Below are 22,378 nucleotides of genomic sequence, written 5' to 3' on the forward strand. Positions count from 1 at the left end.
GGCTGACACCGGAGCGCCTGGCCGCGTCGGATGCACGTCTTGGGGCGGTTCTCGACCTGATCCGGCGCAGCTTTGCCTTCATGGAGGGGCGCATTGACCCGCCCTCCTCGATGCGGCGTCTGACGGTAGAGGCGCTGCAGGAACAATGCCGACGCGGCGAGATCTGGATCCTTGGCACGCCGCCCTTGGCCTGCATGTTCCTGACCCCGAAACCGGACGGTCTGTATCTTGGAAAACTGGCGGTGGAGGAAAGCAGCCGCGGAGCCGGTCTGGCGCGCCTTCTGGTGGATCACGCGGCCCAGCGGGCAAGGGAACTGGGCCTGCCCGCCGTGGAGCTACAAACCCGCATGGAGCTGGAGGAAAACCATCAGGCCTTTTCACTGCTTGGATTTGTGCAGGTCGGCGCCACGGCGCATCCCGGCTATGACCGGCCAACCTCGCTGACCTTTCGTCGCCCTGTCTGAGGTTGCCCTGTCTGAAGGTGTATCGTCGCCCTCCCGCCCGCTGAGGCACATTCACGGAATGCTTCCAGCCCTTGGGTCCGGCGCGGCCCGGTGGTGCAGCGCTCCCACGCTCCTCAGCGGGCATGGCGCCTTATTCGCAGGTCAGGGCATCCTCAACCGACTGTGTTCCGGAAAAGGGGCCGATGTCGCGGGACTTGATCCCCGCGACGGTCAGGCGAGAGGCCATGATCCGGGACCAGCTGGCATCGGCGGTCACAATCTCGGGGCCGTTTTCACAGTTGCGAATGCCGGAGGTGATGAAATCCTGCCCGATCCGGTGATTGGTCAACCCCGGCAGGTTTACAACCTCGGTCAGCGTCCTGCCGTCATAGCGCCAGATGCGCAGTGTCTTGGCCAGATGCGGTCGGTCGATATAGGCAAGCTCCACATGGCCATCGTCATCCAGATCTGCAGCGCTGATAGGGGCCAGCCAGCGGTTGCTTTGCCCGATGTGTGGCGTCTCCGCGATCTTCCCACCAGCGCCATAAAGCGCCAGCGCCGCCCCCTGCGCCATATCCGTTTCCACGACCATGACGGCATCGGCACGGCCATCCAGTGACAGATCCACGAGGCGCGGTTTCAGATCCTCGAACACGTGATCCTTGGGTAATTCGATCTCGACACGCATAGCGGTGCCATTCGGCCCTGCGAGCGTCAGGGAGAGGCCGAACCACTCCACCGCGTCCCCCAGAACGCCATGGGCATAGCGTGTGGTCGGGCCGGTATACTCGGCGGACAGGATTTCTTCAGTCCCGTTTGGGGCGCCCTGTCCGTTATCAACTCCGACCACTTGCGCAGAGGCAGAACCGATCGACAGGGAGGTCCCCCACAGGAGCCACATGCATAACACCTGCCCGGTGCGGCGAATGGACCAGGGCCAGGATCGTAACGGCAGACGCCGCGCTCCCATCCCCGGCAACTTCATCAGATCTGCTTTTCGGGCATCTTTACAACGAGACCGTCCAGAGCATCCGTCACCTTCAGCTGACAGGTCAGACGGGAGCGCTCGGGATCGGGCTCAAAGGCGAAATCCAGCATGTCCTCTTCCATGTCGTCCTTGGCGGGTAGCTTCTCGACCCAGGCGGGATCGACATAGACGTGGCAGGTGGAGCAGGCACAGGCGCCGCCGCAGTCGGCTTCGATCCCCGGAATATTGTTATCCCGCGCGCCTTCCATCACGGTCAGTCCGTTGGCCACTTCCACAACATGCTCGGTGCCGTTGTGCTCGACATAGGTAATCTTTGCCATGGTCGTTTCTTCCCCTTCTCGGTCCTTCCCGCCTGTTTATCCAAGGCCCCGCCGCTGCACCAGTGCAATCTGCCCTGACCCGGCCCAGGGGTGGACTTTGACGATGCATGTTCTATTCTTGTTCCTAAATTTCCAAACCACCAAAGCGTCACGATGACACCCGCCCCACCACAGAAAAGCCGCACCGCCCCCGGATGGCCTCGCCCGCCCGCCTGTCTGCAGGCCGACCGGTTGGAGCGGGTGCCGCAACAGGCCCGCGTCACGGTGGCCGGGCTGGTGATCCTGCGCCAGCGCCCCGGCACCGCCAAAGGGGTAATCTTCATCACGCTGGAGGATGAAACCGGGGTGGTGAATGTCATCGTCTGGCGCAAGGTATACGAGGCCTACCGCCGCGCCGTCATTTCCGGGCGGCTTCTGCGGATCACCGGCCGCCTGCAACGCGGCGACGGTGTCACCCATGTGATTGCCGAGGGGATCGAGGATATCTCGGGCATGCTGGACATCCTGCTGAGCCGTCAGGGACGCAGCGAGGATCCGGCCTTTGCGCCAGTGCAGAAAATGGACTAACCTGCGGCAAAACCCGCCGGTCTGCCTGCAGACCCTCAGAGGTCCGAGCATATGATCAGCGCCCCCTTGCCGAGGCTCCAGATACGACAGCTGAAACGCCCGTCGATGCCGCCCCAGATAAGACATCTGGCAGGGTTGCTGCGGCGGCCCCTGCTCCGGTCCTCGGTCATCCTTCTGACATTCGCAGCGCTCAGCGCCTGTACACCGGCCAGTGCTCCCGACACCGGGGCTGATGCGCACTCCCGACCTGCAGCCCCGCCCGGCGCGGCGCCAGACAGTTGCTGGGACCGCCACGTCAGCCCCGCCATCATCGAAACGGTAACTGTCCAGGTTTTGGCCGAGCCGGAACAGCGCGACGCCGAGGGCAAACTTATCCGGCCTGCCGTGTTCCGCACCGAAACCCGGCAGGACATCGTGCGCCCGCGCACCGAAAGCTGGCTGCAGATCACCTGCCCCGTCGACATGACGCCGGACTTCATCGCCTCGCTGCAGCGCGCCTTGGCCGTGCGGGGGCACTACAAGGGCAGCGTCACCGGCAAGCTGGACCGGCCCACGCGGCAAGCGATCCTGCGCTATCAGCAGCGACACGGCCTTGAGAGCCACATTCTGTCGCTGGACAGCGCCCGCCGTCTGGGCCTGATCGCGATCCCGAAATCGTAAGCGCAACAGCAGTTCCCCGCCCGCCATGCCTCTGATAGTGTCTGGCGCAAAAGACCGTACCGGCGCCGGACAACGGCATCCCGGGCAAACCTCTGCGGAGATGACACGATGCGACATGACCGCCTGCCGGACACAGGGTTCCTTTCCGGGGCCTCAGCGCCGCTGCGGCAGATGCTGGAAAGCCAGGCCAGCGACATCCGGCTGTCCCAAGGCGAAGTTCTGTTCGAACAAGGCGATACCGGCGATGCGCTTTATGCCATCATCGAGGGCGCCCTGGAGTTCTCGATCCTGTCCATCGCGGGACGCAAGCTGACGCTCGATCTGATGCGCCCCGGAGCGGTGTTCGGAGAGATCGCCCTGTTTGATCCGGGCGCCCGCACCGCGACAGTCACCGCCAGCGAGCCCAGCCGTATCCGGCGGCTGCGTAACCGGGATGTGCTGGCCCAGATCCAGCAGCACCCGGAGCTGGCCGGAGACTTGCTGCGGCTGGCCGGGCAGCGCATGCGCTGGATGAATGCACAGCTGAACGAACAGGTGTTTCTGCCGATGCCGGTCCGGCTGGCCCGCAAACTGCTGTACCTTACCCCGGACAGCGGCGACGGGCGACTGGGACTGTCGCAAAGTGAGCTTGCCGAATTCGTCGGCGCCACCCGCGAGGCGGTGTCGAAAACACTGTCGAACTGGAAACGCAGCGGCATCATCGAAATCAACCGCGGCGCCCTGCAGATCCTCGATCGCACGGCCCTGGGCCTGCTGGCGGAACCGGAACTAATCTGAGCCAAACGACCCAAAAACACATTTTCTGACATTGGTGTGAACTGGGTCACAGAGCCGGGACCGCTGATCTGCGAATGTCATTTCAAGGGCAGGCATTTACCGTTCCATCCCAATGCCCGCCTGTACCTACAAGAGCCATGTGCCCGCCAGCACATGGCTCTTTTCTATTCGCGCCCAAAGCCCAGCGTGGCGCCACCTGCCTCCGGCACCAAATAGAGAAGGCCGGGACAATGCCCGGCCTTTTGCACGAAGTCCTGCGCCGCGCCCGGCGACAGATCCGTGTATTATTCCGCCAGATTGAGCGCCACGAAACGCGGCTCACCGTTGCGGCGGACCAGCAGCAGGAGCGACTTGCGGCCTGCTTCCTTGGCCTCGTCGATACGGGCCTCCAGATCGCTGATGCCAGAGAGTTTCTGCTGCCCGGCTTCGGTGATCACATCACCTGCGCGCAGCCCCTTCTCCCAGGCTTCCGAGGTTTCGTCGACCGAAAGGATCACCAGACCATTGGTGCCTTCGGGGACATTCAGCTCACCACGTAGCTGGTCGTTCAGAACGCCAACCGACAGACCCAGAAGCTGCTTCTCGGTCTGCTCCTGCGGGGTGTCGTCCCCACCGGCAGGACCGGCCTTGCGCTCGGCATCTTCACGACGACCCAGCGTGACCTTGAGCGTCTCGGTCTTGCCTTCACGGTAGACGATCACGCGCACGGTCTTGCCGACTTCGGTGTTGCCCACGGTGCGCACCAGGCTGCGGGTGTCTTCGACATCGTTGCCGTCAAAGCTGAGGATCACATCGCCCGCCAGCATGCCGGCCTCTTGTGCCGGACCTTCGGGAACGTCTGTGACCAGAGCGCCCTTGGCCTTGTCCATGCCCATCGCCTCGGCCACGTCACTGGTCACGTCCTGGATCCGCACACCCAGCCAGCCACGGCGGGTTTCGCCGAATTCCTTCAGCTGTTTAACCACCTTGCTGACGACGTTCGACGCCATCGAAAAGCCAATCCCGATGGAGCCGCCATTAGGCGACAGGATCGCCGTGTTCACGCCGACAACCGAGCCATCCATATTAAACAGCGGCCCGCCCGAGTTACCCCGGTTGATGGCTGCGTCCGTCTGAATGTAGTCGTCATAGGAACCCGAAAGTTCCCGGTTACGGGCGGAGACGATGCCCGCCGACAGAGAGAACCCCTGCCCCAGCGGGTTACCCATGGCAATCACCCAGTCACCCACACGGGCGGTGTCACTGTCGCCAAAGGTCACGAATTTCAGCGGCATCGGCGCATCGACCTTCAACAGGGCGATATCGGTATTGGGGTCGGTGCCCACCACCTTCGCCGGGAGCGGCTGTGCAGGCTGGCCGTCGCCGGGGAAGAATTCGATCTCGATCTCGTCAGCGGATTCGATCACGTGGTTGTTGGTGACGATATAGCCGTCTTCGGAGATCACGAAGCCGGAGCCAAGTGCCGAAGAGCGGCGGGGACGGTCATTGCCGCCATTGCTTCCATTGCGGTCCTGGAACTCGCGAAAGAAATCTTCGAAGGGAGAGCCTTCGGGGACGATCCCCTGTGGACCAGACCGGCCTTCGATCACGGTCGTGGTGGTGATGTTGACTACAGCAGGGCTGACTTTTTCCGCCAGCGGTGCCAGGCTTTCGGGGCGGGCCTGGGCCATCAGGACCTGGGCCAGTACCATGATGCTACTGATCAGGGCGAGCATCAGAAGCCGCCACGGCGCCCCTGTCCTGTCCTGCGCATCCGAATAAGAAATTGCCTGTGCTTGCACGGCACTACTCCTTGTCATCGCCATTCCGGTTTTTCCTCCTGACCTCTGCCTGCGGTTCCACGCGTGATCGGCAGAAGTACAGGATGGGATTAATGTAGGGACTCTCTCCCTCGCTGCAATGAATGTTGCACGTCTTCGAGGCAAAGTGAAAGCGGTAGAGAACCGGAGCACGCCATTTTCCCCCATTTAATCCGTCACTTAAAGGGCGCCAAGAATCCACCAGGATGCCCGGAGTGGCGATCATCACAAGGTTTTGAACAAAATTGCAGGTTTGGTGCAGCTCAGGGTGTTCCTTGCAGCCCCTGCCTTTTCCCGCCAGACCAAGGCTGGGGAGACTCCGGCAGCGGACGTCAGCCCGGCTGCCCCTCCAACGCGACGCAAGCCACGCAGAGCAAATGAAAAGGGGGCCGACGCAATGTCGGCCCCCTTTTATTTTTGAAACTCTTCGAAACCCTGTGAAACCAGCGCGTTATCGCGTCGAAACTCCACCGGTCGAGGATTTCAGGTAGTTGAAGAACTCGCTGTCCGGCGACAGAACCATCGAGGAATTACCGTCCTGCATCGACCGCGCATAGGCGGTGAGGCTACGGTAGAACTCGAAGAACTCCGGATCGCGGCCATAGGCTTCGGCGAAGATCGCGTTGCGCTCCGCATCCGCTTCACCGCGAATGACTTCGGCTTCGCGTTCAGCTTCGGACACCAATTCGACCTCGGTCCGGTCCGCTTGCGCACGCACCCGCTGGGCGGCTTCCTCACCGCGGGCGATCTCGTCGGCAGCCTCTCGCTCACGCTCGGCGCGCATCCGCGCAAAGGTAGCATCGAGGTTGGCCTGCGGCAGGTCGGTACGCTTCAGACGCACGTCGATCACCTCGATCCCGAAACCGCTGGCCTCGCTGATTGCACCGTTGCGGATGCGCAGCATCAGGGCAGCCCGGTCCGAAGACAGGATGTCATTCGAGCTGACGGAGCCCAGCACCTCACGCGTCTGAGCGCGCATGATCTTGTCCAGACGGTTTTCTGCGCCCGGAATGCCGGAGGCACCCACCGCCTCACGGAATTGACGCAGATCGGTGATCCGGTAGCGGGCAAAGGCATCGACCACCAGACGGCGGTCATCCTCGGGGGTGACTTCCAGCGGGCCAACCTCAAGGCTGAGGATCCGGTCATCATAGGTGACAACTTCGTCGATCAGCGGCACCTTGAAGGCCAGACCGGGCTGTTCCTGTACCGCGACCACACGGCCAAAGCGCAGCACCAGCGCCTTTTCGCGTTCGTCCACGATGAAGACAGCGGACAGGGCCGCGACAACGGCGATCACCAGAATGGGGAGGATAAACGTAGTCTTTTTCATCACTTGCCCTCCGTCCGGCGCAACTCGTTAAGGGGCAGATAAGGCACCACGCCCTGGCCGCCTTCGCCGACGGACGAGTCGATGATGACTTTGTCCACGTTGCCCAGCACCTCTTCCATGGTCTCCAGATACAGACGCTTGCGGGTCACCTCAGGCGCCTTTTCATATTCGGCAAGAACCGCCGAGAAACGGCTGGCTTCACCGCTGGCCTGGTTGACCACCTGAGCACGATAGGCTTCGGCCTCTTCCAGCGTCTGTGCGGATTGACCCCGTGCGGAGGCCAGTTTCCGGTTGGCATAGGCATCCGCTTGTTTTTCCAGACGGTCACGTTCCTGACCGGCGGACTGCACTTCGCGGAAGGCATCCTTGACCGGCTCTGGCGGATCGGCACCATCAAAGTTGACCCTGACGATGTTCACGCCGCTGTCGTAGCTGTCCAGCGTCGACTGGATCAGCTCCTCAAGCCGCGAGGTGATCACACCCCGATCCCGGTTGAGGATCGGTGCCAGTTCGGACTGGGCAATGATTTCCCGCATAGCGGATTCGGCGACAGCCTGAATCGTGGCCCGCGGATCGCGCAGGTTGAACAGGTACTTGTCCGGCTCGTTGATGTTCCAGACGACCTGGAAATCGACGTCGATGATATTCTCATCGCCCGTCAGCATCAGCCCGGCATCAACCCCGCGCGAACCGGCGCCGATGTTCTCGGTCTGCTCGACCAGAACCGGGATCACCTCGTAGGTGACCAGCGGCCAGGGGGCAAAGTTCAGACCGGGCTGGCCGGTATCCCAGTATTCGCCAAGGAACAGTTCGACAGAGCGTTCTTCGGTCTTGACCGAATAGAAGCTGGCCATGCCCCACAAAACCGCAGCGGCAATCGCGCCAATGGCTACGGTGCCTTTGGTGAACAGCGGCGCACCGCCGCCAGAACCACCGCGACCACCACCACCGGAGCCATCACCGCCCCGGCCGCCCATCAGGACCCGGAATTGCTCCTGGCCCTTCTTGAGCAGCTCGTCGATTTCGGGAATCTGAGGATCCTCGGGGCGACGGCCACCGCCGCCGCCACCGCCGTTGTTATCGCCCCGGTTGCCTCCACCGCCACCGGAAGAGCCTCCGCCCCCCCAGGGACCACCGCTATTTCCCGCCATGTGTCTCCTATCCCTTTGCTGCCGCATGGTTGCGGCACATGTTTTCCTGCGACCTAACCTGTGGTCCGAAACCGATAATTCAAGCGGTCCGGACCGGAGTCTTCATCGTCACAAGCTCTTCGGACATGGTCGGGTGTACCGCCACGGTCCGGTCAAAGTCTTCTTTTGTCGCGCCCATCTTGACCGCAATGCCTGCCAGCTGGATCATCTCGCCCGCACCGGGTGCGACGATATGGCATCCCAGCACCTTGCGAGTGGCCTGGCTGACGACCAGTTTCATCAGAACCCGCTGGGCGCGCCCGGCAAAGGCCTGCTGCATCGGCTTGAACGATGTCGCATAGACCTCGATCGGCTCCTGCTTGGCCGCGTCTTCCTCGCTCAGACCCACGGTGCCCATTTCAGGCTGGGTAAAGATCGCCGTCGGGATCAGCTCATGATCCGGGCTGGTTGGGTTGCCGTTGAATACGGTTTCGACAAAGGCCATGCCTTCGCGGATCGCCACCGGCGTCAGGTTCACCCGGTCGGTCACATCGCCAATCGCATAGACAGACGGCACACCGGTCTGGCTGTATTCATCGACCAGGATCTCGCCCTTGCGACCGCGTTCGATGCCAAGACCTTCGAGCCCCAGATCATCGGCATTGGGGGCGCGACCGGTGGCATACATCACCTGATCGAACAGCGCCTCGTCGCCATTGGTGGCCTTGACGCGGATCTTGTCGCCTTCGCGGGCCATCTCGATCACGTTGGTGCCCAGATGCAGGTTGATCCCGGCCTGGCACATTTCATCAGAGACTAGACCGCGGGCCTCGTCATCGAAGCCGCGCAGGATCTGCGCACCGCGGTAGTACTGCGTGGTTTTCACGCCCAGACCGTTCATGATGCCGGCGAATTCACAAGCGATATAGCCGCCACCGACAATCAGGATGCTTTCGGGCAGCTTGTCGAGGTGGAAGATATCGTTCGAGGTAATCGCCAGATCGCTGCCCGGGAACTCCGGTACGATGGGACGGCCACCGGTGGCAATCAGGATGTGCTTGGCGCTTTTACGGCTGCCGTCAGACAGCTCCACGGTATGGGTATCGACCAGTTTCGCGCGCGCATCAAAGCTTTCGACACCGCTGTTTTTCAGAAGATTGCGGTAGATCCCTTCCAGCCGGTCCAGCTCCGCTTCCAGCTTGCCCTTGAAGGCATCCCAGTTGAAGGCGCCCGGCTGAATGTCCCAGCCATAGGCCTGAGCATCCTCGACCATGCCCGAGTATTCGCTGGCAAAGACCATCAGTTTCTTGGGCACGCAGCCACGGATTACGCAGGTCCCGCCATAGCGGTCTTCCTCGGCCAGTGCGACCTTGGCACCACCGCCAGCCGCCACCCGCGCCGCGCGTACGCCGCCGGAGCCACCGCCAATGACAAAGAGATCATAATCAAAACTCATGGAATTTCAGCCTTTTCAGTCCGCCAGATCCGTGAACAGGTTGTCGGTCTCGACAAAGTCGAGCCTGTCCTTCTCCACGGTTCCTTCATTGATATCGCGTGTTTCAACCTCACCATCGCCATAGCCGATGATGACGGTGTCACAAATATCGATAAAGAGTCCGTTTTCAACCACACCGGGGATCTGGTTCAGCACCATGGCAAGCTGTCGGCAATTGCCGATCCGCTTCAGATGCAGGTCCAGAATATAGTTGCCTTCATCCGTCACAAACGGCGCATCACCATTCATCCGCAGCGTCGCTGTACGCCCCAGAACATCCATAGAAACAAGGGTTTCCTCGATCAACGCCTGAGTGGTCTGCCAACCGAAGGGAATCACCTCTGCCGGAAGCGGGAAAGCCCCCAGTGTTTCCACCTCTTTTCCGGCATCGGCGATAACAACCATTTGATCGGATGCGGTCGCGACGATCTTCTCCTGCAACAGCGCACCGCCGCCGCCCTTGATCAGGTTGAGGTCGGCGTCAAATTCATCAGCACCGTCGATGGTCAGGTCGAGCCACTTGGCCTCATCCAGCGAAATCACCCGGATGCCCATTTCACGTGCCAGCTCTGCCGTGCGGGTCGATGTCGGCACCGCCGTGAAACTCAGCCCCTGTTCGCGCACCATCTCGCCAAGGCAGCGCACCAGCCAGGCGGCGGTGGATCCGGTTCCCAGCCCCACGCGCATGCCATCCTCGACCAGATCGGCAGCCCGTTTCGCAGCAACGAATTTTGCCTTGTCGATGGGTGACAGTTCTCCGGCCATAGTAACGGCTCCGTGATAAGGGTTTGATGGCCTTATAAAGAATGTCCCCCGGAAGGGCGAGAAACAATTCCACGGCTTTTGCCATGTATCCTTGGCGGCTGCGGAGCCTTTGGCGTGTTTCCTATTGGAAACGCCGGAAACGGACGTTACCCCTGTGACGAGTATTTCTAAGGTTGCCCCATGACGCCCAGCTACCGCCTTCACTATGCCCCCGACAACGCCTCGCTGGTGATCCGCCTGGCGCTGGAAGAGATGCAGCAACCCTATGAGACGGTTCTGATCGACCGTCGGGGCGGCGCGCTGGACAGCCCGGCCTATCGCAGCCTCAACCCGCAAGGGCTGATCCCGGTGCTCGAAACGCCTGCTGGCACCCTATTTGAGACCGGCGCGATCCTTTTGTGGCTGGCCGACCGCCACGCTGCGCTGCTGCCGATGGCGGATAGTCCGGACCGGGGATGGACGCTGAAGTGGTTGTTCTTTCTGTCCAACACCCTGCATGCTGACCTGCGCATGTTATTCTACCCGCAGAAATACATCGGCGATGATCTGGCGCAGCAGGATACGTTGCACCGTCATCTGACCGCCCGCCTCACCACGCATCTGAGCACGCTGGAGCGCGCAGCCAGCGACGGCGGCATCTGGTTGGCGGCAGAGGATCCGTCGATACTAGACCTCTATCTCGCTTGCCTGATGCGCTGGATGGCGCTGTACCCCATGAGCCGGGATCGCAGCTGGTTCGATCTGGCCGACTATCCGCGCCTCTCTGCCATGCTGCACCGCCTTGAGCAGCGCCCCGCTACGGCTGCCGCCCAGACCGCCGAAGGTCTGGGTTCTGCGCCCTTCACCGCCCCTGTTTACGCAAATCCCCCAGAAGGATCGGCTACCTGAATGTTCCTCTCCGTTTTTGATATGTTCAAAGTGGGCATCGGCCCCTCGTCCTCGCACACCATGGGCCCGATGGTGGCAGCGGCGCGGTTCCTTGACCAGATGCGCGCCTCGCCCTTTGATTTTCACGGGCTGCGCGCCTCGCTGCATGGATCGCTGGCTTTTACCGGCGTTGGCCACGCCAGTGACCGCGCCACCACCCTGGGCCTCGCCGGGTTCCGCCCCGACACCTACGACGACGAAAAGGCCGAAGCCGCCCTGGCGCAGATCCGCGAGAGCGGTCAGGTCAGCCCCGAGGGGCTGGGCACGCTGGCCTACGATCCGAAGACCGACCTGATCTTCGACTACGATCACACGCTTGAAGGCCACGCCAACGGAATGATCCTGATGGGCACCGATGCGCAGGGCGACGTGATCCTGCAGCAGGTGTTCTACTCTGTCGGCGGTGGCTTTGTCCTGACCGAGGAAGAACTGGCGGCAGGCAAGGCGACGGACGAAGGCGCGCCGGTGCCCTATCCGTTCAAATCCGCCGCCGAGATGCTGGAAATGGCGAAGCGCAGCGGCAAAAGCATCGCCGCCATGAAACGCGCAAACGAGGTCTCCCGCTGCAGTGAAATCAGCCTGAAAGAGGGCACCGCGCGGCTGTGGCAGGTGATGAACGACTGCATCAACCGCGGACTGGAGCGCGACGGCATCCTGCCCGGTGGTCTCAGCATCCGCCGCCGCGCCAAGGGGATCCACGAGGCACTGATAGCCGAGCGCGGCATGAACCTGACTGCGCCGCATACGATCAACGACTGGATCAGCGTCTACGCGATTGCCGTCAACGAAGAGAACGCCGCCGGCGGACAGGTGGTGACCGCCCCTACCAATGGCGCAGCCGGGGTACTGCCGGCCGTCATGCGCTATTACCTCGATCACGTCCCTGGCGCATCCGAGCGCAATATCGAGGATTTCCTGCTGACCGCCGCCGCAATCGGCGGGCTGGTGAAATTCAACGCCTCCATCTCGGGCGCCGAAGCGGGCTGCCAAGCCGAAGTGGGCTCCGCTGCCGCGATGGCGGCTGCCGGTCTTTGCGCCGTGATGGGTGGCACCCCCGAACAGGTCGAAAACGCCGCCGAGATCGCGCTGGAACACCATCTGGGCATGACCTGCGATCCGGTCAAAGGCCTGGTGCAGGTGCCTTGTATCGAACGCAACGGTCTGGGCGCGATCAAGGCGGTTTCTGCCGCGTCGCTGGCCCTGCGCGGCGACGGGCATCACTTTGTGCCGCTTGATGCGGTGATCGAAACCATGCGGCAGACCGGCGCCGACATGAATGAAAAATACAAGGAAACATCGCTTGGGGGGCTGGCCGTAAACGTGCCAAATTGTTGATCAGGCAGGATTACCTGTCTTGCCCTTCCCGGGACGCCCGCCTAGCGTGCGTTTCATGACCCAAGATCGTCCCCTTCTCGGCATCCTTCTGATGCTTGGCTTTTGCATCCTCGCGCCGCTGGGCGATGCGGTGGCCAAACTGCTTGGCCAGCATATCCCACTGGGAGAGCTGATTTTTGTCCGTTTTGCCGCACAGGTGATTCTGCTGATGCCGCTGGTCTGGGGGGGCGCCCGCATGTGGCGCATGCGCGGGCGTGTGCTACGGCTGACCTTTTTGCGTACCCTGCTGCATATCGGCGGGATCGGCGCGATGTTTACCGCCCTCAAATACCTGCCGCTTGCGGATGCGGTGGCGATTGCCTTTGTCATGCCCTTTATCATGTTGCTGATCGGCAAGTTCATCCTGCTCGAAGAGGTCGGCCTGCGCCGCATCCTGGCCTGCGTTGTCGGCTTTGCGGGCACCCTCTTGGTGATCCAGCCCAGCTTTGCCGAAGTTGGCCTGCACGCCCTCTGGCCGCTGGCGGTGGCGGTGATCTTTGCCCTGTTCATGATGGTCACCCGGCAGATCGCCAAGGAGACAGATCCGATCAGCCTACAGGCCGTATCCGGCACGATGGCCTGTGTTATGCTGGCGCCGCTGCTGCTGATCGGCGATCCGCTGGGGATCGAGGGTTTGCAGATCGTGGTTCCGGATCTGTGGACCAGCTTTCTGATGCTTGGCATCGGGGTTCTGGGCACCGGCGCGCATCTGCTGATGACCTGGAGCCTGCGCTATGCCCCGGCCGCGACCCTGGCGCCAATGCAGTATCTGGAAATCCCGGTGGCCACCCTGTTCGGCTGGCTGATCTTCATTGAACTGCCGGATGGCCTCGCCGCCCTTGGGATCACCATCACCGTTGCGGCGGGTCTTTACGTAATCCTGCGCGAACAGGCCGTGGCGCGGCAAGCGGCGCAATCTAGCAAGGCGCCGGTGACGCAATCGCCTGCATAAGTGCTGCCAGATAGTGGCGCGGCACGATGCCCAGCAACCCCGGCCCATCCGCTTCGATCCAGACCGGTCCCACGGCGCGGTTGGATGTTCCGATCCGGCTGGTCGGGCACATCTGAAGCCCCTCGATCGGCCAGACCAGCCCACCGGAGCGTCCGGTTACCGGCTGCATCGGGAACAGCGACACCACATCGCCCGCCGCCATCGGCAGGGCAATACGCCGGGTGACGTGAAATACCAGTTCAGTCGCACCGATCAGAATGCAGGGGCTGCGCCCGGGCTGGATCAGCGTGTGAAAGGCCGCCAACTGGTGATCGACGCGCGCCCCAAGAAACCCCGCCCCCAGCACCACCGGCGCCCGGATCGACCGCAGCGCCTTGTCAAAATCCGTGGTGTCCTGCTCTGGAAGATGGAACAGGTTTTCCGCAGGCAACCGGTTTTGTACCGCCTCAGGCAGCGAATCGAAGTCCCCGATCACCGCCTCAGGTACGTGTCCCTGCTCCAGCGCAGCCCCCGCGCCGCCGTCCGCAGCCACGAGCACCGGCGCATGGCGCAACGCCTCATTCAGGTCTTCCAGACCCAGATGACCGCCACCAACCAGGGTTACTGGCGTCATCTCATCAACAATCAGCTTATTCATGCCGGGATTTCTCGCAGATCTGGAAACAGGCCACAATCTAAACACAAAATGATACGATCAATTGCACGGATTCGCGCAGAATTTGACGACCTGATCCATACTGTAAACGTCAACGACTTTGGTGAGGACGCGCAGCCCTATGGTACAAAATAACAAAGTTTTGACCGTTTCTTACGGGACATTCTCCTGCACGCTGGAAGGGTTCGAGGACTCCTTTGGCACCATGAAGGCGATTGCAGAGTATTTTCGTGACCTGGCCTCTGACGACCGGTATTTCGGTGCCGAACCGCCGCAGCCCGACGCAGACATGCTCGCCCGTATTGCGCAGCGGGAGATAGCACGTCAGGTCGAGGCCCGCACCAGCACCGAAGGCATCCATCTGCGCGCCGCCACAGCGCCACAGCCCGCGCCCGCTGCAGACGCAGCGGTTTCAGACGCACCGACTGGAGAAGCGCAGGTTAGAGATACCCAGAAAACAGATGTTGAAGACATTGTCGCTCCGACTAGCGAACAGTCAGAGCCGACAGAACACAGCGCAGCCGAGCCGAGCATCGAAGAACCCCCGGCGCCCGAAGCTTCTGCCGACGAGGCCGCAGAAGAACCCGCGGACGCAACGGATACAGATGAGGCGGACGGCGATGCCGCCCCCCTAACCGAGGAAGGGCAGGCACAGCCCCCGGCTCCTGACGCGGACAAGATCGCCGCCATCTCGGCCGCTGCCGCAGCCCATGACAGTGAAGCCGAGGCTGCAGAAGACGAAGATTCGAAACCCGCGAAAGCAGCTGAAGACGAAAGCGCCGAAGCGGAAATCGCAGAGCCGAAAGCGCCGAAGCGTGACGCCGCTGCCGCCGAAAGCATCGCCGCCAAACTGCGCCGGATCCGTGCCGTGGTGTCCCAGACCCCACAAGAGGATTTCTCCGAAGACGAACACGCCGAAAGCATCCTGTCAGAGGCCGCAAGCGACATCTCCGAAGCCCTGGCCGAGGACGCGGCCGCAGAGGAAGCCAAAGTCGACGAAGACACTTCGGAGGATGACGAGATCTCTCGCGTTCTGGCCCAGCTGGACAAAAGCAACGCCGAAGCCGAGGACAGCGTAGCGGATCAGCCCGTTGTAGAGGCAGCGGTTGAAGCTGAACCTGCGCCCGAGACAGCCCCGGAACAGGAAACCGCGCAGCCAGAGGCACAGGCTGAACCGGAACAGGCTGAACCAGCCGCCGAACTTGACCAGGCCGAGCCGGAAGCGGCTGAGGAGGCGCGCCGTCCGATGCGCGCCCGTGTTATCAAAGTCAAACGGGCCGATCTTGAACAGGTTGTCGCCACAGGTGCCCTGACAAACCTTTCCGACAGCGCCGAGGACGAGCCCGCCACTGCCTCCGCAACCCCTGGCGTCGACAGCAGCCTGTCGGACGAGGATGAAGCCGATCTGATGCGCGAGCTGGCAGAGGTCGAGGCCGAACTCCTCGCCGCCTCGCAAGAGACCGAAGAAGACCGGCAGGAAGAGCAAAAAGCCCAAACCGCGACGGCAGAAGAAAGCACCGAAGCGGCAGCGGCCGCAGAGGATGTTGCCAAGAAACGCCCGGCAGCCCCTTCCGCAGATTTCCCCGACAGCGATGTATCGCGGCTGATGGATGCAGCAGATGCCAAACTCGACGCGCCGGAAACCGCCTCGTCGCGCGAAACCTACGGCCATCTGCGCGCCGCAGTGGCAGCAGCCGAGGCAGATCGCTCTGCCGGTGGCAGCGCAGGTAGCGAAAACAGTGAAGACGCCTACCGCCAGGATCTGGCCAGCGTGGTTAAACCGCGTCGGCCGGTGCCGACCGGTGCCCGCAGCGCGCGCGATCGCAGCAATGCGTCCCGTCCCGCGCCTTTGAAACTGGTGGCGGAGCAGCGCATCAATCCCTCCCCCGCAGCCGAGGATAGCGCCAGCGGCACGGCGCAAGCCACGCGCCCCGTGCGCCCGCGTCGGATTTCGGTGCTGAAGGATGAAGGCTCTGCCTCGGATGCCACTGCCGCAGATTTCGCGGCCTATGCCGCAGAGCGCGGCGCGGTCGAGCTGCAGGATCTGCTGGAGGCTGCAGCAGCTTATATGAGCTTTGTCGAAGGCCGCGATCACTTCTCCCGCCCGCAGTTGATGAACAAGGTGCGCGATGCAGGCGCTGCCGAATTCAATCGCGAAGACGGGCTGCGCTCCTTTGGGCAGTTGCTGCGGGAAGGCAAGATCGAGCGCTCCGAAAACGGCCGCTTTGCCGCAACCAAGGAAACCGGCTTCCGCCCGGCCAAACGGGCCGTTGGCTAATCCGACGCGGTAGGGTTTTGCACCCAAACCATCCAAACGAAAAGGCGGGCCGAACAGCCCACCTTTTTTACATTTGGATATGCTCTTACCGGACCAGGTCTATTCTTCCGGTGGCTGATCCGGGTCGGCCTGGCCGATACCCCGGAACACGAACTTGAACGGTAGCGCCCAGGCGATGCCCAGCACCGCGTAGACCAGCAGTTCAACCACCACCGGCGGTCGGTTCAGCAGGTTGAGGATGGTCACCGCGATGACAATATAAAGCGGCATGCCAATCAGTAGCAGCACCAGCGCCCAGCGACGGCGGGCCTTGTAGCTGAGACGGGGTTTATCCGCCATCAGTCAGCAAACGGGTCCGTCACCAGAATGGTGTCGTCCCGCTCCGGGCTGGTGGAGAGAAGCGCAACCGGGCATTCGATCAGCTCTTCCACGCGTTTCACGTATTTGATGGCATTGGCAGGCAGGTCGTTCCAGCTGCGCGCGCCTTCGGTGGATTCGGACCAGCCGGGCATTTCCTCGTAGATCGGCGTGCAGCGGGCCTGCTGGTCTGCCGCGGTCGGCAGGTAATCCAGACGTTCTCCGTCCAGATCGTAGCCGGTGCAGATCTTCAGCGTCTCGAACCCATCCAGAACGTCCAGCTTGGTCAGCGAAATACCGTTGATGCCAGAGGTGGCACAGGTCTGGCGCACCAGACAGGCATCGAACCAGCCACAGCGGCGTTGACGGCCGGTAGTGGTGCCGAATTCATGCCCGCGGGTGCCAAGGCGTTCACCATCCGCATCGGGTTTGCCATCGGCGCCCAGCAGTTCGGTCGGGAACGGGCCTTCCCCCACGCGGGTGGTATAGGCTTTGACGATGCCCAGAACATAGTCGATGGACCCAGGCCCGATACCGACACCCGTTGCCGCTTGACCTGCAATCACATTGGAGGAGGTCACGAAAGGATAAGTGCCGAAATCGATATCCAGCAGCGCGCCTTGGGCCCCTTCGAAGAGGATCCGCTTTCCGGCCTTGCGCTTTTCGTTGAGAACCTTCCAGACCGGCGCCGCATAGGGCAGGATCTTGGGAGCGATCTCTTTCAGCTGCGCGATCAGCGCGTCGCGGTCGATCGGGTCGACGCCAAGCCCCTTACGCAGCGGATCGTGATGCTGCAGCGCGCGGTCCACCCGGGCCTCCAGCGTGGCTTCGTCTGCCAGGTCGGCAACGCGGATGGCACGGCGGCCAACCTTGTCTTCGTATGCCGGGCCAATGCCACGACCGGTGGTACCGATCTTGGTACCCTTGCTGGCGGCTTCTTCGCGGGCGCGATCCAGTTCACCGTGCAGCGGCAGGATCAGCGGCGTGTTTTCGGCGATCATCAGCGTCTCGGGCGTGATATCGACGCCCTGTTCCCGCACGGTTTCGATCTCCTTGATCAGGTGCCAGGGATCAAGAACCACGCCGTTGCCGATGACCGACAGCTTGCCACCACGCACAACACCAGAGGGCAGCGCGTGCAGCTTGTAGACCTTGCTGTCGATGACCAGCGTATGGCCGGCGTTATGGCCGCCCTGAAAGCGCGCGATCACATCGGCGCGCTCGCTCAGCCAGTCCACGATCTTGCCTTTTCCCTCGTCGCCCCACTGGGCGCCGACTACGACGACATTGGCCATATCCGGTCCTTTATAGCTGTCTGGTTCAAACCCGGGCCGGTATAGCGGTGCCGCAGGCCCAGTAAAACCGCAAATTCGCCGCAGCAGCGGGTCGGCGCCGTGATTCTTGCAGGTTACCCCGTGTTATCCGTCCTGCAGGACCACCGGATGCCCATGCGGAGTTTCCAGATAGGCCTGTTTCCACCCTTCGCGGGTAGTTTCGACCTCCTCGGCGGGGGCGACGCCGTCCTCTGCTAGAATCGCCTCCAGGGTTTCAAGCCAGGCGGTGAAGTAGTCATCGCCGCCGTTGAGGTCTCGCGACACGCCATGCCGGGCCAGGGTGGCCGAGAACCGCGAAACCCAGTCGGCCCAGGTGAAACGACCGCTTTCATTGAGATGCACCGTCAGCGCAAAGGCCTGCGCGTGCCAGGGCTGCTCAAACGCCGGTTCCGGGGCATCATCAGGACGACATATGTTCATGGTCATACAGCCTCCAGATAGCTTTGCCACAGGTCCAAAACCACCTCATCCGCCGGGTCTTCCGGATGGCTCCACAATTCCCCCGCCGGGAAAACGACCGCATAAAGTGGCTCCGGCGCCTCACCCAGACCGTGCGCAGCGCTGTCTGGCAGCACGTGGGTTCCTTGCAGGCGTAGAATGCGGCCCGTCGCGCCGGTGGCATAGGCAGGCAGCCGTGTGTGGCCGCCATCGACCAACCTGCTGCCACCGGGATGGCGCGTGCGCACGCTCTGGCCATCGCTGAAAACCGGCTCCGGCCCGCCGGTACGGGTAGCCGGACCGCCCTTGGCCAGCATTGCGGCCACAGCGTCGGCAGAGAGTTTCCGATCAGCCAGCGGGTGTGGGCCATCCCCTCCCTGCCCGGCCAGATCATCCTCGCTAAGGACACCCTTCTGGACCAGAAGATCCGCGAGCGCAGCAAGCCAGATTTCATAGTAGGAAAACCGGGTGTAATCGAGCGGCGCCAGTTTTTCGCGGGCATGGCGGGAGGTATCGATGTTCCACTGCCCAAGGGCGCCACAGGCCAGCGTCACCGCCAGCGCGCGGGCATGCCACTCTGCCGCAAACACCGGCGCATTCGCCCCCTCCGGCCGTACCGGCCCGTCGCCAAAGCGTCCGCCCATATCATGCAGTCGGGTCATCAGGGTGCCTCAGGCGTTTTCGGCAGGCCGGTGCCCACCATGCTGTCGCGGGTCACAAGCGCAGCAAGCGCATCTTCGTCCAGTCCTTCACTGCCCTCGGGACGCATTGGAAGGACCAGATAACGGACCTCGGCGGTGGAATCCCAGACCCGCACCCGGGTGCCTTCAGGCAGAGTCACGCCAAATTCAGAGAGCACCGCACGCGGCGCCCGCACGGCGCGGGCGCGGTAGGCATCCGATTTATACCAGCCCGGCGGGATTCCCAAAAGCGGCCACGGATAGCAACTGCACAGGGTGCAGACGACCATATTATGTTGCTCGGGTGTGTTTTCGACCACCACCATGTGTTCTCCCTGACGGCCATAATAGCCGAGTTCGGACAACACCGGGTCCGCATCCGCCAGAAGCGCTGCCTTGAAGGCGGGATCACTCCAGGCGCGGGCGACCACGCGGGCGCCATTCTGCGGGCCCACCTTGGTCTGATAGGTGTCGATGATCTCATCGAGTGCAGCCGGGTCAATAAGCCCCTTGCGGGTCAGAATCGTCTCAAGCGCCTTGACCCGCAGTGCGGGATCGGGCGGCAGCAAAGCATGCGGGTGGTCAGAATGATCATGTGGCATAGTCAAACAGTGCCCCCCGGGCGCCAATTCTGTCCAGTCACAAATACCGGAAATTCCGCAGAAGGGCGCGAAAACAGGGCGCTTCCCGCGTCCGGCCCGGTCTCTTTTGGCACATTCGGGCGCGACAGAATGCGGCCCGGCCAACTCGGCCCTTGCCCCTGTCTGCATTCTTCCCTATTTACCGCCCGATACTGAGCCAACCGCCGCAGGGACCCATGGAAAACGTTGTACTGATCATCCATCTTCTTCTGGCTCTGGGCCTGATTGCTGTCGTTCTGCTGCAACGGTCCGAAGGCGGCGGCCTTGGCATGGGCGGCGGTGGCGGTGGCGGCGCAATGACCGGCCGCGCTGCAGCAACGGCGCTGAGCAAAGTGACCTGGATCCTCGCAGCGGCCTTCATCGTTACCTCGATCACCCTGACCGTTCTGGCGGCCCAGAAATCCGCAGGTTCTTCGGTTGCTGACCGCATCGTTGCACCCGCTGGCGATGACGGCGCAGAGACGGCACCGGCGGCGCCCCTTGGCAGCGACCTGCTGCCTCCGGCAGAAGGCGACAACGCACCGCTGGTACCCAGCGCCGACTAACCTACTACAGCTAGAAAATAAAACGGGGACCGTAACAGCATCTTGCGGTTCCCTTGCGCTTATTGCGCGAATCCTTTATACGTAAAGTCCCGTGATGCTGCGGTTTTTACAGGCCGTCGGGCAGCTGAAATCTGACTTCTCACGGGGGCAGCCGAACACTCATGGCGCGATTTATCTTTATCACTGGTGGCGTTGTTTCATCGCTTGGCAAAGGGCTGGCATCTGCAGCCCTTGGCGCATTGTTGCAGGCACGCGGCTACTCCGTTCGCCTGCGCAAGCTGGATCCGTATCTGAACGTCGATCCCGGCACGATGAGCCCCTTTGAACACGGCGAGGTCTTCGTCACCGACGATGGCGCAGAAACCGACCTCGACCTTGGTCACTACGAGCGGTTCACTGGCGTACCGGCGCGCAAGACCGACTCGATTTCATCGGGCCGCATCTACACCAACGTGCTGGAGAAGGAGCGCCGTGGCGACTACCTCGGCAAGACCATTCAGGTGATCCCGCACGTCACCAACGAGATCAAGGACTTCATCTCGATCGGCGAGGACGAGGTCGATTTCATGCTTTGCGAGATCGGCGGCACCGTGGGTGACATCGAAGGCCTGCCCTTCTTCGAAGCAATCCGTCAGTTCAGCCAGGACAAACCGCGCGGTCAGTGTATCTTCATGCATCTGACCCTGCTGCCCTATATCAAGGCATCGGGCGAGCTGAAAACCAAGCCAACCCAGCACTCGGTGAAGGAACTGCGCTCCATCGGTCTGGCGCCTGACATTCTCGTCTGCCGCTCCGAAGGCCCTATTCCGAAGAAAGAGCGCGAGAAGCTCGCATTGTTCTGCAACGTGCGCCCCGACAGCGTCATCGCCGCGCAGGATCTGAAATCCATCTACGAGGCGCCGCTGGCCTACCACCGCGAGGGCATGGATCAGGCGGTTCTGGATGCCTTCGGCATTGCCCCGGCCCCCAAACCCAATCTGATGCGCTGGGACGATGTGGCCGACCGCATCTACAACCCCGAAGGCGAAGTGAAGGTTGCCATCGTGGGCAAATACACCCAGCTGGAAGACGCTTATAAGTCCATCGCCGAGGCCCTGACCCACGGCGGCATGGCCAACCGCGTCAAGGTCAAGATCGAGTGGGTCGACGCCGAACTGTTCGACCGTGAGGACGCCACGCCGCACCTGCAGGGGTTCCACGCGATTCTGGTACCCGGCGGATTTGGCGAACGCGGAACCGAAGGCAAGATCAAGGCGGCCCAATATGCACGCGAGCATAATGTTCCCTATCTGGGGATCTGCCTCGGCATGCAGATGGCGGTAATCGAGGCCGCCCGCAATGTGGCCGGGATCACCGAGGCCGGTTCTGAGGAATTCGACCACGAGGCAGGCAAGAAACGGTTTGAACCCGTCGTCTATCACCTCAAGGAATGGGTACAGGGCAACCACAAGGTCAGTCGCAAGGCCGATGACGACAAGGGTGGCACCATGCGTCTGGGCGCCTATGATGCCACGCTGGCCGAAGGCTCCAAAGTGGCCGAAGTCTATGGCAGCACCCACATCGAGGAACGTCATCGCCACCGCTATGAGGTGGACATCAAATACAAGGACCAGCTGGAAGCCTGCGGGCTGAAATTCTCCGGCATGTCACCGGATGGCCGCCTGCCGGAAATCGTGGAATGGTCCGACCATCCCTGGTTCATCGGCGTGCAGTTCCACCCGGAACTGAAATCCAAACCCTTTGCGCCGCACCCCCTGTTCAAGGACTTCGTGCGCGCGGCCAAGGAAACCTCGCGTCTGGTTTAAAACCAGAGTGACAAACCAAATTCAGCAAACGGCAGACCTAAACGTCTGCCGTTTTGCATTTCACCCTGCACTGTCGCCGCGACACTATACCGTTCTTGCAACTGGCTGCGGCCCA

Annotated in this window: 23 protein-coding genes; 10 read left to right on the forward strand and 13 right to left on the reverse strand. The window is 62.2% G+C overall.

Features of this window, described 5'->3' with window-relative positions; translation table 11 throughout:
• Positions 1–2: 2 nt before the first annotated feature.
• Complete coding sequence (locus tag JL2886_RS04130; protein WP_065273522.1) at positions 3–464, forward strand: GNAT family N-acetyltransferase; 462 nt, start codon at positions 3–5, stop codon at positions 462–464.
• A gap of 130 nt (positions 465–594) precedes the next feature.
• Here JL2886_RS04130 and JL2886_RS04135 read toward each other — a convergent pair whose 3' ends face one another.
• Positions 595–1,344 (reverse strand): VCBS repeat-containing protein, encoded by a 750-nt coding sequence (locus JL2886_RS04135; RefSeq protein WP_237028417.1) that lies wholly within the window; start codon positions 1,342–1,344, stop codon positions 595–597.
• Between the two features lie 83 nt (positions 1,345–1,427).
• A complete protein-coding gene (locus tag JL2886_RS04140) occupies positions 1,428–1,751 on the reverse strand; it encodes a 2Fe-2S iron-sulfur cluster-binding protein (RefSeq protein WP_065270855.1) in 324 nt (107 codons plus the stop codon).
• A 153-nt stretch (positions 1,752–1,904) separates the two neighbouring features.
• Here JL2886_RS04140 and JL2886_RS04145 point away from each other — a divergent pair, with 153 nt between their 5' ends.
• From JL2886_RS04145 to JL2886_RS04155, 3 genes are all read left to right on the forward strand, one after another.
• A complete protein-coding gene (locus JL2886_RS04145; RefSeq protein ID WP_065270856.1) occupies positions 1,905–2,318 on the forward strand; it encodes an OB-fold nucleic acid binding domain-containing protein in 414 nt (137 codons plus the stop codon).
• A gap of 135 nt (positions 2,319–2,453) precedes the next feature.
• Positions 2,454–2,978 (forward strand): peptidoglycan-binding domain-containing protein, encoded by a 525-nt coding sequence (locus tag JL2886_RS04150; RefSeq protein ID WP_237028418.1) that lies wholly within the window; start codon positions 2,454–2,456, stop codon positions 2,976–2,978.
• Positions 2,979–3,086: 108 nt separating this feature from the next.
• Positions 3,087–3,755, forward strand: a complete 669-nt coding sequence (locus JL2886_RS04155) for a Crp/Fnr family transcriptional regulator (protein WP_065270858.1) — start codon at positions 3,087–3,089, stop codon at positions 3,753–3,755.
• Positions 3,756–4,039: 284 nt separating this feature from the next.
• Here JL2886_RS04155 and JL2886_RS04160 read toward each other — a convergent pair whose 3' ends face one another.
• The 5 genes from JL2886_RS04160 to rpiA all read right to left on the reverse strand — a co-directional run bounded on the left by JL2886_RS04160 (position 4,040) and on the right by rpiA (position 10,277).
• The gene (locus tag JL2886_RS04160; protein WP_237028448.1) at positions 4,040–5,470 is read right to left on the reverse strand and encodes a Do family serine endopeptidase; all 1,431 of its coding nucleotides are present in this window, start codon (positions 5,468–5,470) and stop codon (positions 4,040–4,042) included.
• A 535-nt stretch (positions 5,471–6,005) separates the two neighbouring features.
• Positions 6,006–6,887: a protease modulator HflC gene (gene hflC, locus JL2886_RS04165; protein WP_065270860.1), complete on the reverse strand. Its 882-nt coding sequence runs from the start codon at positions 6,885–6,887 to the stop codon at positions 6,006–6,008.
• Positions 6,887–8,038 carry an FtsH protease activity modulator HflK gene (gene hflK, locus JL2886_RS04170; RefSeq protein WP_065270861.1) on the reverse strand — a complete coding sequence of 384 codons (1,152 nt, stop codon included), beginning with the start codon at positions 8,036–8,038 and terminating at the stop codon, positions 6,887–6,889. Before hflK ends, hflC begins: the two co-directional genes overlap by 1 nt.
• Before the next feature lie 79 nt (positions 8,039–8,117).
• Entirely contained in the window at positions 8,118–9,473 is a 1,356-nt protein-coding gene (gene gor / locus JL2886_RS04175) for a glutathione-disulfide reductase (RefSeq protein WP_065270862.1), read from the reverse strand.
• Between the two features lie 15 nt (positions 9,474–9,488).
• On the reverse strand, positions 9,489–10,277 hold the full coding sequence (gene rpiA, locus JL2886_RS04180) for a ribose-5-phosphate isomerase RpiA (protein ID WP_065270863.1): 789 nt from the start codon (positions 10,275–10,277) through the stop codon (positions 9,489–9,491).
• 180 nt (positions 10,278–10,457) lie between these two features.
• On the opposite strand from rpiA, the gene JL2886_RS04185 reads away from it, so the two are divergent.
• The 3 genes from JL2886_RS04185 to JL2886_RS04195 are packed head-to-tail and all read left to right on the forward strand — an operon-like array spanning position 10,458 to position 13,530.
• Complete coding sequence (locus tag JL2886_RS04185; RefSeq protein ID WP_065270864.1) at positions 10,458–11,165, forward strand: glutathione S-transferase family protein; 708 nt, start codon at positions 10,458–10,460, stop codon at positions 11,163–11,165.
• Positions 11,166–12,539, forward strand: coding sequence for an L-serine ammonia-lyase (locus JL2886_RS04190; protein ID WP_065270865.1), 1,374 nt, complete (start codon positions 11,166–11,168; stop codon positions 12,537–12,539).
• 55 nt (positions 12,540–12,594) lie between these two features.
• Positions 12,595–13,530 (forward strand): DMT family transporter, encoded by a 936-nt coding sequence (locus JL2886_RS04195; RefSeq protein ID WP_065270866.1) that lies wholly within the window; start codon positions 12,595–12,597, stop codon positions 13,528–13,530.
• Here JL2886_RS04195 and JL2886_RS04200 read toward each other — a convergent pair.
• A complete protein-coding gene (locus JL2886_RS04200; RefSeq protein ID WP_065270867.1) occupies positions 13,496–14,167 on the reverse strand; it encodes a thiamine diphosphokinase in 672 nt (223 codons plus the stop codon). The two genes, JL2886_RS04195 and JL2886_RS04200, sit on opposite strands and share 35 nt — an antisense overlap.
• A gap of 139 nt (positions 14,168–14,306) precedes the next feature.
• Between JL2886_RS04200 and JL2886_RS04205 the strand changes: the two genes are divergently transcribed.
• Positions 14,307–16,463, forward strand: coding sequence for a hypothetical protein (locus JL2886_RS04205; protein WP_065270868.1), 2,157 nt, complete (start codon positions 14,307–14,309; stop codon positions 16,461–16,463).
• Positions 16,464–16,562: 99 nt separating this feature from the next.
• On the opposite strand, the gene JL2886_RS04210 is transcribed toward JL2886_RS04205, so the two are convergent.
• The 5 genes from JL2886_RS04210 to nthA form a co-directional block, all read right to left on the reverse strand.
• Entirely contained in the window at positions 16,563–16,802 is a 240-nt protein-coding gene (locus tag JL2886_RS04210; protein WP_065270869.1) for a DUF2842 domain-containing protein, read from the reverse strand.
• Entirely contained in the window at positions 16,802–18,115 is a 1,314-nt protein-coding gene (locus tag JL2886_RS04215) for an adenylosuccinate synthase (protein ID WP_065270870.1), read from the reverse strand. The genes JL2886_RS04210 and JL2886_RS04215 overlap by 1 nt, the downstream gene beginning before the upstream one ends.
• 123 nt (positions 18,116–18,238) lie before the next feature.
• The gene (locus JL2886_RS04220; RefSeq protein ID WP_065273524.1) at positions 18,239–18,574 is read right to left on the reverse strand and encodes a nitrile hydratase accessory protein; all 336 of its coding nucleotides are present in this window, start codon (positions 18,572–18,574) and stop codon (positions 18,239–18,241) included.
• A gap of 2 nt (positions 18,575–18,576) precedes the next feature.
• Positions 18,577–19,254, reverse strand: a complete 678-nt coding sequence (nthB, locus tag JL2886_RS04225; RefSeq protein WP_065270871.1) for a nitrile hydratase subunit beta — start codon at positions 19,252–19,254, stop codon at positions 18,577–18,579.
• Positions 19,254–19,874 (reverse strand): nitrile hydratase subunit alpha, encoded by a 621-nt coding sequence (nthA, locus tag JL2886_RS04230; protein ID WP_065270872.1) that lies wholly within the window; start codon positions 19,872–19,874, stop codon positions 19,254–19,256. The genes nthB and nthA overlap by 1 nt, the downstream gene beginning before the upstream one ends.
• A 215-nt stretch (positions 19,875–20,089) precedes the next feature.
• Here nthA and secG point away from each other — a divergent pair, with 215 nt between their 5' ends.
• Together secG and JL2886_RS04240 are read left to right on the forward strand one after the other, a co-directional pair.
• On the forward strand, positions 20,090–20,458 hold the full coding sequence (secG, locus tag JL2886_RS04235; RefSeq protein WP_065270873.1) for a preprotein translocase subunit SecG: 369 nt from the start codon (positions 20,090–20,092) through the stop codon (positions 20,456–20,458).
• A gap of 161 nt (positions 20,459–20,619) precedes the next feature.
• On the forward strand, positions 20,620–22,263 hold the full coding sequence (locus JL2886_RS04240) for a CTP synthase (protein ID WP_065270874.1): 1,644 nt from the start codon (positions 20,620–20,622) through the stop codon (positions 22,261–22,263).
• The last annotated feature ends 115 nt before the right edge of the window (positions 22,264–22,378 follow it).

Source organism: Phaeobacter gallaeciensis, from assembly GCF_001678945.1.
GTDB classification, from domain to species: Bacteria; Pseudomonadota; Alphaproteobacteria; order Rhodobacterales; family Rhodobacteraceae; genus Phycobacter; species Phycobacter gallaeciensis_A.